Here is a 13,815-nt window from a genome sequence, read left to right on the forward strand (position 1 = left end):
CTGCGGCAGCTGCGCCGGGAAATATCACAGCTTGCCGGGGCGTTTGTCCGTATACTGCCGGGTATGATTGGTTGCCCGATAAGCCGGGCAATAGCCGCTTTTTACAGACGCACCGGTTCGGCAGGTGCAGGATTGAGGAAGGTTTTCTGTGGCAGAACAGAGTTTTGAGTTATTGATTGAGCCAGCATCGTTGCAGCGCGTTTTAACCGAGCAGGGGCTATCCCAGCCAACGCCGGTTCAGTTGCAGGCTATTCCGGCTGTACTCGCCGGCAAAAACCTGCTGGTCAGTGCAAAAACCGGTAGTGGTAAAACCGTTGCCTTTTTGCTGCCTGCGATCCAGCAATTGCTGGAAAACAAACCGCGCCAGCCGTTTGGCGCGCGCTTGCTGATCCTGACGCCGACGCGAGAGCTGGCGCGACAAATCCTCAAAATTGCCCAGGATTTCACCCGTTACAACGATTTGAGCGTCGGCATGATTGCCGGTGGTGAAGAGTTGAAATACCAGAAATCCATGCTGCGTAAAGACCCCGAAATTATCGTGGCAACGCCCGGCCGCCTGGCTGAGCACATTGCGCATCGTTCGGTAGACTTTTCGGGCCTGGAAGTGTTGGTGCTGGATGAGGCCGACCGCATGCTGGATATGGGGCAGGGCGAAGACGTTCTGAATATCGTAACCGCGTGTAATGAAGACCGCCAAAACCTGTTGTTCTCGGCTACGCTCGAATTGACCGGTCTGAAGCACCTGGTCAAACAGTTGATGCACGAACAGCCCTATGAGCGGCTGGAAATTGCCGAAGCGCCCAACCGGATTCAGCAGCAATTTATCCTGTCTGACGACGTCAAGCACAAAGAAAAACTGCTGGTTGCCTTACTGGCGCAAAGCAAAGACGCCAAGGTGGTGGTATTTACCAACACCAAACTCAAGGCGGGCCAGCTGGATGGTTTGCTTCGCTACAATAAATACCGCGTCAGTGCCTTGCATGGCGATATGACTCAGGATGAGCGCAAGCGTTCGCTGGATTTTTTCCGTCAACAGAAAACCCAGGTACTGGTCGCCACCGATGTGGCAGCGCGCGGGTTGGATATTGATGATATCGAATTGGTGATCAACTTTGATATGGCGCACAGCGGTGATGAATACACGCACCGTATTGGCCGTACTGGCCGCGCCGGTCGTGAAGGTCGCGCTGTGTCTCTGGTTACGGCGGTTGACTGGAACCTGATGAGTAGCATCGAGCGCTACTTGAAAGTGCGCTTTGAAAAAACCCAGGTGCCCGGTCTGGTAGCGAGCTACCAGGGCCCGGCCAAACTCAAATCCTCCGGTAAAGCCGCCGGCGTTAAAAAGAAAAAGCCCGGTGCCTCGGCATCGTCTGGCGGCGGTAGTAAAAAGCCGTTGGAAAAAGCCAAGGTGCGTGACCGCGATAAGAAAAATATCGGCAAGCGTCGCACTGCGGTGGATGGTGCTGCTCCGCGCCCGGAAAATTCTGCTCCGGTTATCGATGGTTTTGCACCACTCAAGCGCAAAGCCGTTCGCGACCCGGGCGATGACGCCTGATAAGTGTGCGCGTTTTCTCACGCCGATTTTTTAGTTGAAATAATTTATTAATCAGTAACAAATCGGCGTTGACCGCTATTTTTTTTGGGCATATATTTCAAGCAAGCTGCTGAAGAGTGACAGGTTCATTTGCAGTGCTGTTCAGCAGTTTGATACCGGCGATATTATTTTTATAAGGCACAAAACTTTTTCTCCGGTTTGGTGCCATAATAATGTCACACCGGCTTGTTAAAAATAACAAACCGGTAGTTGCACGGTGGGGTGGCTTTGGCAGGCCGATACATTCATACGACAACGTGGAGTTAAAAGAAGTTTTCCTGACCTGTTTACGTCAATTCGGAAGTTAAGCAGCTCGCGCAAATGCCGGTGATTATCAGCTCCGGATGTTTACCCGATTTTCGCGACGCGTTATTTTTTCCAACCAGAAGGGGATAACCACCCATGGCGAAACGATCTCATGCTAGACGTAGTACTTCTCAGGGTTACGCGGAAGATGGCAATTACAGGGGCTCAAGGCACAAATCTTCCAGACGACACCGAAACGACGACAACATCGTCGAAATCAATTCCCGCTCACAACAGATTGAAACTGCTTACTCTCCTCCTCGCTCTCCCCAGCCCCTTCGGGCAAAAAACCAGGCTCAGCAAGATTACATCAACGCTATTCGTCATCACGCGTTAACCTTTGGTATTGGCCCTGCGGGTACCGGAAAAAGTTATTGCGCCGGCGCACTGGCGGCTGAAGCGCTGGAATCGGGTCGTATTGAACGCATTATTCTCACGCGGCCGGCGGTAGAAACCGGTGAAAATCTCGGTTTTCTTCCTGGCGATCTGGATCAGAAATTCTCCGTTTATATTGATGCCTTCCGCGATATTCTCAATGAACGTCTCGGGGCCGGAACGGTAGATTACTGTTTGCGCCATGGCCGTATTGTAGCTGCGCCGCTCGCCTTTATGCGCGGTAAAACCTTCAACAGCAAAACCTTTGTGATTCTCGACGAAGCGCAAAACACCAGCGTTGCGCAGATGAAAATGTTTCTGACGCGTATCGGGGAAGACTGCAAGGTGGTTATTAACGGAGACATTGAGCAAAGTGATATTCGGGGGCCAAATGGTTTGGCGGATGCAATTCAGCGTCTGGATAAACTGGCCAGCGTGCACATTCACGAATTTGCCAGAGAGGATATTGTCCGCAGTGGTCTGGTGCGGGATATTATTGATCGCTACGAATTAAATTAGCGGTTTGCCTGAGCACCGCAGCTGCCAGGTTGCGGTGTTTTCTGTTGCTATTCCTTTTCATGCCATGCATGCTTCGCGTTTTCCCTTCTCTATTTTTTCTATTGCCTTATGCATTTTATTTGCCCCCTTTGCCATTGCGGCCTTGTTGAAAATACCTCCGGTGTCAGTTGTGCTTCCGGTCATCATTTTGATCGCGCCAAAGAGGGTTATCTCAATTTGCTGCCGGTGCAGCACAAAAACTCCCTTGCGCCCGGCGATGCCAAGGCGCAGCTGGTAGCGCGTCGGCAATTTTTAAATGCCGGTTTTTTTTCCGGCTTGTTGCCAGACTTGCAAACGCTGGTGCCGGCGTCGACGCAACGGCTGTTGGATATCGGCTGTGGTGAAGGTTATTTCACCCATGCACTGGCAGGCCTGTTGCCTAAAGACGCGAGCGTTTACGGTATTGATATTGCGCGCGATGGTGTGCGCATGGCGGCCAAAGCTTACGGTGAATCCTACGCGGTGGCATCGGCTTATGCGTTGCCGCTGGCAACCGCCAGTATGGACGTCATCACTCGAATTTATGCGCCTTCGGATGCCTCGGAATTAAAACGTGTGTTAGCGCCGGGCGGTCGGGTAATTGTCGTTACGCCCGCCGAAGAACATTTACTGGGGTTGCGTCAGCGCATTTATAAGGTTGTTCGGCCACATCCGGAGCCGGGTTTGCTGGAAGGATTTACCTCCGTAGAGCAACAGCGCGCCTCATTCCCCTTGAATATTCCCGCCGGCGAACTCTCCGCCGCCTTGTTAAAAATGACGCCTTTTGCCTGGAAGATGGATGAGTCACTGCAACAGCAGTTGATAGCAACCGGTATTCAGGATAGCGCTGATTTTTATATCACTGTGTATGTTGGCGAATCTGCCCAATGAAACCGCTGCGAGTGATGGCTCGATTAACCTGTAAAAAGTTGTAAATTATTCTGACAGTTTATTTCGTAGTCGTTTAAATGCTGGCGCTTTATTCTTCGTAGTTATAAGAAATATCGTGTAATACCAATTCTGTTGTATGAATTTTTAAATTTGCGATAGAATTCACATTAATAACAGTACACCGTCAACTCGCGTATTCCCAAGGAGAGTTAGCGGTGGTGTCAGGGAATTGCACAGCAACCGGTATTACACACTTTTCTCCAAAGGATATTGCGCATGAATCACAGATCTTCGGCTGGTTCTTTAGGTGCCAGGTTATCAACCTTATTTATGGTGATAGTCGCTGGTGGAAGTATGGCCGCGCAAGCACAAAAGCCGCCGGCCAGTTCAGTCACTGAAGCCGTGTTGCAGGCTATTGAATACAACCCTGATGTACAGGCCAGCTATCATGCTTTTCGTGCTTCGGCGCATGATGTCACCATCGCCCGTGCCGGCTGGTTGCCAACGGTTGATGTAAACGCCGCCGCCGGTACCGCCAATCGTGAATATGACGGTCGTGCCAGTTACGATACCGGCTATGCAGAAGTCTCCTTGAGCCAATCCCTTTTTAACGGTTTTCGCACCACCGGTGAAATTGAACATTTCAGCAGTGCCCGTCAGGTACGCTATTACGAATTGTTGAATCAGATTGAAGATACTGCCCTGGAAACCGTACGCAGTTTTGAAGATGTAGTGCGCACCCGCGAGCTGGTTTCTCTTGCCAGAGCCAACTACGCCAAACACCGTGAAGTACTCGGTCAAATTGAAGAGCGCGTGGGTTCCGGTGTAGGTCGCCGGGTTGACCTGGAGCAGGTCGGTGGCCGTTTGGCTCTGGCAGAATCCAATTTATTGACGGAAGCTTCCAACTTGCATGATGCCACCGCACGTTACTTGCGCGCAGTGGGTACCTTGCCTGCCGAGCAGTTGCAAGTGGTAGAACTGGCCGAAGACAAATGGTTGCCCGCCGACATCAGTGCCGCATTGAATCTGGCCTACCAGGGCAATGCCGGTTTTCATGCGGCGATTAAAAATATTTCTGCTGCCCAGGCCACTGTAAAAATCGAGCGCTCCGGTTATTTGCCAAAAGCCGAGCTGCGTGCCCGTCAAAATATTACCCGCAACAACAACGGTTTTGATGATCGTGTTGATCGCAACCGTTACGGCGAAGAAGGTGTTGTTGAATTGGCGCTGAGCTACAACCTGTACAGCGGCGGTGCCAACCGTGCTGCGGTGCGTCGTTCGCTGGAGGAAGTCAACCAGGCTAAAGATGTGCGTGATCAGGTGTGCGTTGATTTACGACAAACCACCCAGGTTGCCTTTAACGATACCCTGCGCATCCGTGAGCAATTGCAATCCCTTGAGCAACACCGTCTGGCCAGTGATAAGGTTCGTCATGCGTACAGCGAGCAATTCAATATTGGCCAAAGAACCTTGCTGGATTTGCTGGATGCTGAAAATGAATTCTTCCAATCAAGCCGTGCCGCTATCAACGCCAGCAGCGACCTGACTATCGCTCAGGCAAGAACGCTGGCTGCAATGGGCAAACTGTTACCGGCGCTGTCGATTGTGCGTGAAGGCCTGAATCTTTTGGGTAACGCCAACATCAACCAATTGCAGGTAGATGCAGCAACGGCCTGCCCGAGTGATGCACCGATTGCATTGCGTCGCGACGATTTGATTTCTACTACCGTGCCAATTAGCAGTGATGCCCTGTTTGCGGTTAACAGTTCTGATTTGAACCCGGGTTCTACCGGTAACCTTGATCGCCTGTTGCAGCAAATTCGTGAAACCCCGAAAGTAGTGGAAATTCGCGTGACCGGTCATACCGATGCTTCCGGTAGCGATCAGATCAATCAGCCATTGTCTCGCGCTCGCGCTCAAAAAGTGCGTGACTATCTGGTACTGAACGGCCTGGAGTTATCCAATATTATTGTGGAAGGTTTTGGCTCCAGTCGTCCGATTGCGGATAACGCCACTGAAGCGGGTCGTGCGTCCAATCGTCGCGTCGATATTACCGTGGTTAGCCAACGTTAATAATTGCTTTACGCCCGCGGGTCTGGTCGGTTGTGGTTTGTGCCGTCAGACCCGCGGGCGCTTGTGATAAGATCCTTCGCTTTCCTGTGATCGCATAACACCAAAGGGTTGTACCTGATGTCGACTTCCGAATCTGTGGCCGTTCCTTCAGCTGACGAGACATCGACATCTGCCAAACTCCCTCCTTCTGATGATCTGGTTAATTGTTTATTGCTGGTTGCCGATGCGCACGGCATTAAAACCACCCGCGAAACCTTGCTTGCCGGTCTGCCGCTGGTAGATCAAACACTTTCTCCCTCTTTATTTGACCGCGCTGCGGTGCGCGCGGGAATGACCTCCAGCCAAACCAAACGCCTGCTTGTTCATCTCAACCCGTCGCTGTTCCCGGTGATTTTGTTGTTGAAGAACAATCGCGCCTGTTTGCTGACCGGTATCGATAGCGAGCAAGGTGTAGCGCAGCTGGTGTATCCCGAATTGGGAAAAGCTGGCGTTTCTCTATCTCTTGACGAGTTGCAACGCGATTACACCGGCCATGCTATTTATGTGCGCCCGGAGCAACGTTTCGATGCCCGCGTGGCCGATGTGCCAAAAAATCGCGAAGGGCACTGGTTCTGGTCAGTCATTGCCGCACACCGTCGTTTGTACCGCGATGTATTGCTGGCCGCCTTGCTGATCAACATGTTCGCCCTGGCGATGCCGTTGTTTGTAATGAATGTTTATGACCGCGTTGTGCCCAACCATGCAACTGACACCTTATGGATGCTATCGCTGGGCATTATCCTGGTGCTTTGTGCCGATGCAGTGTTGCGCAGTATGCGCGGCTGGTTTATTGATATCGCGGCCAGCAGGACGGACGTTACCTTGTCCGCCGTTATTATGGAGCGCGTGCTCGGCATGAAGTTGGCGGAGCGACCGGCCTCGGTGGGTTCGTTTGCTTCAGGCTTGCAAGGTTTTGAATCCATCCGCAGTTTTATTGGTTCCGCTACTGTGGTGGCGTTTATTGATTTGCCCTTCGTGTTGCTGTTTTTACTGGTCATCGGGCTGATTTCCTGGGTGCTGGTGATTCCGGTCATCATCGGGGTCATTGGCGTGTTGCTCTATACCGCCGCGGTGCAACACAAGATGCATGCACTGTCCATGAGCAGTATGGAAGCCGGGGCGCAGCGCAACGCCATTCTGGTAGAAAGTTTAAGCGGTCTGGAAACCCTGAAAACCCTCGGGGCCGAAGGTCGTATGCAGTTGATGTGGGAAAGAGCAACCTTGTTTCTTTCACGCATTTCGGTGCGTATACGGATGCTGTCCTGCTCGGTTACCGCCGGCACCGGTTGGGCGCAGCAAACCGTTGCGGTGCTGGTCATTATTGTTGGTGTCTATCAAATTATTGATGGCAACCTCACCCAGGGCGGCTTGATTGCTGTGTATATGTTGTCGTCCCGGGTGATGGCGCCGGTCGGGCAAACCGCCGGGTTGTTAATGCAATACCACCAGGCTGCGACAGCGTTAGGTGCGTTGGATCAGGTGATGCAAAAACCGGTAGAAAGACCGGCCAGCGCGCAGTGGATCAGCCGTCCACGTCTCTCCGGCGGTATTGAATTCAAGCAGGTTACGTTTAAATACCCGAATGACTCCCGCGAAATTCTCCGTGATGTGTCTTTCAAAATACAACCGGGCGAGCGCATCGCGGTGCTGGGGCGCAACGGCTCCGGTAAAACGACGCTGCAAAAATTGATGGCCGGTTTATATACCCCGGCTTCGGGGGCGGTATTGCTCGACGGTATCGATATTCGCCAGCTCGACCCCGCCGAATTGCGCCGCAATATGGGTTATGTCTCGCAGGATGTGAATCTGTTTTTCGGTTCCCTGCGTGACAATATTGTGATGTCCAACCCGGCGGTAAGCGATGAGCGTCTGCTGGAAGTGGTTCGTCAAAGTGGTTTGGTCGATTTTGTGAACAGTCATCCCGCCGGTCTGGCGATGCCGGTGGGTGAGCGCGGTGAGCTGTTGTCGGGTGGCCAACGTCAAAGCGTTACCATTGCCCGCGCGCTGTTAAATGATCCGCCGATTTTTCTGCTCGATGAGCCATCGGGCGCTATGGATCATTCCACCGAAGAAGATTTCAAGCGCACTATGAAAAATGTATCGGCCGGTAAAACCATGCTGGTGGTGACCCACAGAACCTCACTGCTGGAATTGGCCGAGCGTATTATTGTGATTGATGCCGGAAAAATTGTTGCCGATGGCCCGCGTGATCAGGTGGTCGAGGCGCTACGTCAGGGACGCATCGGGAGGGCTTCCTGATGGTTACCCGTGAGAAACGTTTTTTTGACAAGCTCGGTGTGTACTTATATCGCTTTGGTGCACCGGCCAGCCGCTGGATTGATCGTTTATATGGCCGCTGGTTAAAGCAACCGGTGCAACAGCAGGATTGGGTAAGCGATGCCGATTGGGCGCAGCTTGAACAGGAACCCTTGCGAGCCCGCGCGTTACTCTACGGTATGCTTCTGGTGGTTGTGCTGCTGGTTATCTGGTCTGCTTTTGCCAAACTTGACGAAGTCGCCCGCGGCGAGGGTAAGGTCATTCCATCGCGTCAGTTGCAGGTTATTCAGTCGTTTGATGGTGGTGTGGTAAACGAAATTCTTGTTCAGGAAGGGCAGGTTGTTGAAGAAGGGCAGCTGCTGCTGCGTATCGATCCCACCCGTTTTATTTCTACCTTTCGTGAAAATCGCGCCCAGTATTTATCATTGCAAGCCAAGGCGCTGCGTCTGCAAGCATTAACCTCGGATACACCGCTGGTGTTTCCGGATGATCTGCAGCAGGAATCGCCGGAAATTACTGGCGAAGAATCCCGCTTGTACCAGGCGGCGCTGCGCGAGCTGGAAGAACAGCTTTCTATTTCCAATACCCAGTTGCAACAGCGCGCAGAAGAACTTAACGAAGTTCGCGCCAAAGTGGTACAGGCAACCCGTGCCCTTGAACTGGCCAGCAAAGAACTGGCGGTTACTCGCCCTTTATTGGCCAGCGGCGCGATTTCCGAAGTGGAAATTTTGCGGTTGGAGCGCGATGTATCGGGCACCGATGGCGAGTTAAAACAAAGCAAGGCGCAGCTGTCCCGTATTCAGGCGGCCGTGGCAGAAGCGGAAGGCAAGTTACGTGAAGTTCGTTTAAGTGTGCAAAGCAAATGGCGAACGGATCTTGCTGAAACATTGGGCAAACTTTCCAGTTTGTCCGAAAGCAGCACCGGCCTTGCGGATCGTATCAAATACGCCGAAATCCGCGCGCCGGTGCGTGGCACCATCCAGCGGTTATTTACCAACACCGTGGGTGGCGTGGTACAGCCGGGTCGCGAAGTGCTGGAAATGGTACCGCTTGACGATCAGCTATTGATTGAAGCAAAAATTTCGCCCAAGGACATTGCATTTTTGCATCCGGGGCAGCCTGCGATCGTAAAATTTACCGCTTACGATTTTGTGGTGTACGGTGGGCTGCAAGGCACACTTGAGCATATCAGCGCCGACACGATTACGGATGAGCGTGAAAATACCTTTTACCTGGTGCGGGTGCGAACGGATCGCGCCGGCTTCGACCCGGCGCTGCCTATTATGCCGGGCATGATGACCCAGGTAGATATTCTGACTGGCAAGAAAACCGTGCTGTCATATATGTTAAAGCCGGTGTTACGAGCCAAACAAAATGCGCTGACGGAACGGTAAGGCGATGAAACATATTTTTCTGACGGACAACCATCTTGTATCCCCGCGCTGGGCTCAGGCATTTGCCAGCATAAACACAGTGAGCGAGTTGCCCGCTGACTGGCAAGGTGCTGCTGCCAGGCCTGACGTTTACTGGTGGTGCCTGTTTGACCATGATGCCGGGCAGAGCCAGGTTGAGCGTTTGTTGCGCCATTCCGCTCAGGTGATCGCACTGACCCGCCAGGAAAATATTGTTGAAGCCCGGTTGGCCATTTCATGGGGCGCGCGCGGTTATCTACATTACCTGGCGGTGCCATCCCAACTGTTACAGGTTGCCGACGTGGTTCATGCGGGCGGTTTGTGGGTGGGTCCGGAGTTGATGCGCGAGCTGGTCCGCACACCTGCACCTGTGGTTGAGAAGGTGAAAGGAACCTCTCTTGCTACCTTGACGCCGCGGGAGCGCTCAGTGGCCGACGCCGTGGCTGCCGGTCACACCAATAAGGAAATCGCCAGAGCGCTGGATATCACCGAAAGAACCGTTAAAGCCCACCTGAGTGCGGTGTTTGAAAAGCTCCATATTCGTGATCGTCTGCAACTCGCCCTCGCTATCAATCATTCCTCCAATCCCGTCTGACGACGGGATTTTTTCCTGCCGTCGCTCCGGCACCTCAATTTTCCTTCTGTCATTTTTTTTGCCTTTCCCTGGCCTTTGGTTCAATACAAAGCGCGAACAGTCTTGCTATATTGTGTGACAGTGGTCACACAATTGCTGTGACAAATATTGGTTACAGGTTTTCCTACAAAAGGGTTCATTTATGGCAAATTCCGTAGCAACTGTCGCTTTCATTGAAGGAAAAGTGTGGGCAAAGTCGGCGGATGGCAGCATGCGACTTCTGGCTCAGGGCGATGTATTGAATGCAGACGAGGTCGTGATTACGGCCGAAGGCGCACGCGTTGAACTGGACTTCGGTGATGGCCAAGCTGTAGCTCTCGCCGGAGGGCAGGAAGTTGGCCTTGGCCCGGATTTGTGGGAAGTCAGTGTAACCGACCGTAATGAAGCCGAAATTGTTGACGAAACCGTCGAGCAGGTACTTGCGCTGTTGGAGCAGGACGGCGACCTGCTGGAAGAATTGGAAGAAACCGCTGCCGGCGGTAATGACGCCGGTGCCGGTGGTGGTAACAGTTTTGTACAGGTGGATCGTGCCAGTCTGGATAGCCCGATTGACCCGTCCTACGCCTTCGGTGAAGTTTTCCGGGCAACCGGCACGGGCACTTTGATTGCTGAAGGTGTCAATCAGGCGCCTGAAGCAGAAAATCAGTTAATCAGCTCCCCGGAAGATACGCCGGTGAGTGGACGTATTATCGCTACCGACCTGGAAAACGACACGCTTACCTGGTCTTTGCTCACCCCGCCGCAGAACGGCACCCTGACATTAAATCCGCAAACCGGTGAGTTTATCTATACGCCGAACCCGGATTTTAATGGTGCTGACAGCTTTGTCGTGGTGATCAGTGACCCTCGTGGTAATTCCACCACCGCGCGGGTTGACCTCGATATCACCCCGGTTAACGATGCTCCCACATCCCAGGATTTGACGCTGGTTACACCGGAAGATACCCCCATCAGTGGTCGCGTTGATGCGCAAGACCCGGACGGTGATCCGCTGACCTGGGTAATCCAGAACCCGCCCACCAACGGTACGGTGGTAATCGATCCGAATACCGGTGAATTTGTTTACACGCCCAACCCTGATTACAACGGCGGCGACAGCTTTGTGGTAATTATCAGCGATGGCAACGGTGGCACTACCACCAGCACCGTTGTGATTGAAGTGACGCCGGTCAATGACGCGCCCGAGTCAAATAATCAGAATTTGACGACTCCGCAGGACACCCCGATTGATGGCCAGATTATCGCCACCGACCGCGATGGTGACGAACTGAATTACGGCGTGAATAACCCGCCAACCAACGGCACAGTAACGCTGAACCCGGTTACCGGTGAATTCACCTACACGCCCAATCCCGGCTACAACGGTGGTGACAGTTTTGTGGTCATCATCAGCGATGGCAACGGCGGTACTACTACCAGCACGGTTACTATCGGTGTAACGCCAGTGGCTGAACCACCCGTGGTTGAGCCACCGGTTGTTGAACCTCCGATCGTGGTCATCAATACACCGCCCGTCACCAACAACCTGAATTTGACGACACCGGAAGATACTCCGGTCAGCGGCCGGGTAACGGCCTCCGATGTCGACGGGGACAGATTGACCTTTACGGTTAGTGGTGGCCCTGCAAACGGTTCAATTACTTTCTTTAACCCGGCACTGGGTTCATTTGTTTATCAACCGGGCCCTGGCTACACCGGTAGCGATCAATTTACGGTAACTGTCAGTGACGGACGTGGTGGATTCGCCGTGGCTGTAGTGACTATAGGTGTTACGCCTGACACAGTCGTTCCTCCGGTCAATCAAAACCCGATCGCTGATGACCAGAGCCTGACCACCGACGAAAACCAGCCAGTCGATGGCACCATTGCCGCAACCGACCCGGATGGCGACACATTGGGCTACACACTCACCGGTCAACCGTCGAACGGTACCGTAACCGTGAACCCGACCACCGGTGAATTTACCTACACCCCGAACACCGGCTACACCGGTAGCGACAGCTTTATTGTCACCGTCTCTGACGGCAAAGGCGGTACTGACACGGCGACGGTCACCATTGGTGTGATTCCGGAAGTGGTCGTACCGCCGGTCAATCAAAACCCGGTTGCTGATGATCAGAGCCTGACCACCGATGAAAACCAGCCGGTCGATGGCACCATTGCCGCAACCGACCCGGATGGCGACACATTGGGCTACACGCTCACCGGTCAACCGTCGAACGGTACCGTAACCGTGAACCCGACCACCGGTGAATTCACCTACACCCCGAACACCGGCTACACCGGCAACGACAGTTTTGTGGTGACCGTCTCCGATGGTAAAGGCGGCACTGACACCGCCACCGTCACCATCGGTGTGACGCCTGGCAACGAACCACCTGTAGCAGTTAACGATCCGGCAGGTTCTCCTTACAGTGTTGCTTTGGGAACCGTTGCAGCAGGTGCCTCCAATGCTGCGGCTTCCTGGAAAGTGGCCGATAGCTCCGGAACCGGTGTGAAAGTGACGGCCTATAATGCCGACGGCAGCTCCGGTAAATTGATTTTCGATGGTTGGAAAATGGGTGTGGACGGGACTCCTCGCACCGTGCCAGCCTGGGCTAAAGAAGAACCCAGACAGATTGAGTACGATATTACGACGGGCAAATCCGAGTCTGTGGTTATTCAGCTCAATGGTAATGTCACCACCGCGACATTTGGTGTTGCCAACCTGATCCACAATGAACAAGGTGGTGCCGAACAAGGTGTCTGGACGGCGTATTACAAAGGCAATCTGGTCGCCAGCGAGTCTTTCCATTTTGTTGGAAAATCGGCAGGAGATGTAACGATTAATACCGGTGGAAAAGTGTTCGACAGTGTCCGTTTCAGTGCACTTGATAACCTCGGTAATACCGGCGCCGGTGATGGTAGCGGTTACTACCTGACCAGCTTCTCGGCATCCGGTTCGGCCGTTGCCAATAACGATTACACCGTTGATAAACAAGGTAAGCTGACCGTAGATGTTAATAAAGGCTTGCTGGTTAATGACAGTGATCCGGATGGCGATGCGCTGGTTGTTAGCCAGATAAATGGTCAGGCAGTTAACAATGGCTCAACGGTAACACTTGCCAGCGGAGCATTACTGACCATCAATAGCGATGGCAGCTTCAGTTACGATGTCAATGGTAAGTTCTCCAATCTGGCTGCTGGCACACTGGCTACCGATTCATTTACTTATGAAGTATCGGATGGCAAAGGCGGTTATGCTGAAGCTGTGGCAACCGTTACTATTATCGGTACTGGCCCTGGGGTGCCCGATGCGGTTGCCCAAAGCCCAAGTGCTTTATGGGGTGCTGAGACGCTTGTATGGTCATTGGATAACAAAAATGTCCTTGATAAACCTGAAAAGAACGTCTTGAGCAGCTCAAACATCGAGGAAAATGCTTCTTTACAATTGTCGGATATGTTGCAGGATGAAAAAACAGATGCCCTCACCAGTTACTTGCAGGATGCGAATTCTGAAGTTGATGGCAACCCTGTCGGAGATTATCAGCGTGGTGAAGATTCGAGTAAAACAGATCAGACGATCGCCTTGCAAAATAGTAATCTGAATACCCATCAGGACGTGATTCAGCAGTTGACTTCGGGTAGTAATCTGATTGATTGATGCTGATCTGAAAAGGGGGAAGCCAATTAAAATT

At 52.8% G+C, this 13,815-nt stretch carries 8 protein-coding genes; all 8 read left to right on the forward strand.

From position 1 onward, the window contains the following. The first annotated feature begins 148 nt into the window (after positions 1-148). On the forward strand, positions 149-1,555 hold the full coding sequence (locus tag C4F51_RS07890; RefSeq protein WP_193908734.1) for a DEAD/DEAH box helicase: 1,407 nt from the start codon (positions 149-151) through the stop codon (positions 1,553-1,555). Between the two features lie 441 nt (positions 1,556-1,996). Continuing rightward, complete coding sequence (locus tag C4F51_RS07895) at positions 1,997-2,794, forward strand: PhoH family protein (RefSeq protein ID WP_193908736.1); 798 nt, start codon at positions 1,997-1,999, stop codon at positions 2,792-2,794. A 108-nt stretch (positions 2,795-2,902) separates the two neighbouring features. Then, on the forward strand, positions 2,903-3,703 hold the full coding sequence (locus tag C4F51_RS07900) for a putative RNA methyltransferase (RefSeq protein ID WP_193908738.1): 801 nt from the start codon (positions 2,903-2,905) through the stop codon (positions 3,701-3,703). A 276-nt stretch (positions 3,704-3,979) separates the two neighbouring features. After that, positions 3,980-5,776 carry a TolC family outer membrane protein gene (locus tag C4F51_RS07905; RefSeq protein ID WP_202987645.1) on the forward strand — a complete coding sequence of 599 codons (1,797 nt, stop codon included), beginning with the start codon at positions 3,980-3,982 and terminating at the stop codon, positions 5,774-5,776. A 117-nt stretch (positions 5,777-5,893) separates the two neighbouring features. Then, positions 5,894-8,074, forward strand: coding sequence for a type I secretion system permease/ATPase (locus tag C4F51_RS07910; RefSeq protein ID WP_193908740.1), 2,181 nt, complete (start codon positions 5,894-5,896; stop codon positions 8,072-8,074). Continuing rightward, complete coding sequence (locus C4F51_RS07915; RefSeq protein WP_193908742.1) at positions 8,074-9,486, forward strand: HlyD family type I secretion periplasmic adaptor subunit; 1,413 nt, start codon at positions 8,074-8,076, stop codon at positions 9,484-9,486. Before C4F51_RS07910 ends, C4F51_RS07915 begins: the two co-directional genes overlap by 1 nt. 4 nt (positions 9,487-9,490) lie before the next feature. Then, the gene (locus C4F51_RS07920; RefSeq protein WP_193908743.1) at positions 9,491-10,099 is read left to right on the forward strand and encodes a response regulator transcription factor; all 609 of its coding nucleotides are present in this window, start codon (positions 9,491-9,493) and stop codon (positions 10,097-10,099) included. 181 nt (positions 10,100-10,280) lie between these two features. Further along, positions 10,281-13,781, forward strand: coding sequence for a retention module-containing protein (locus C4F51_RS07925; RefSeq protein ID WP_193908744.1), 3,501 nt, complete (start codon positions 10,281-10,283; stop codon positions 13,779-13,781). Positions 13,782-13,815: the final 34 nt, after the last annotated feature.

Origin of the sequence: Cellvibrio polysaccharolyticus (genome assembly GCF_015182315.1) — a bacterium.
GTDB lineage: Bacteria > Pseudomonadota > Gammaproteobacteria > Pseudomonadales > Cellvibrionaceae > Cellvibrio > Cellvibrio polysaccharolyticus.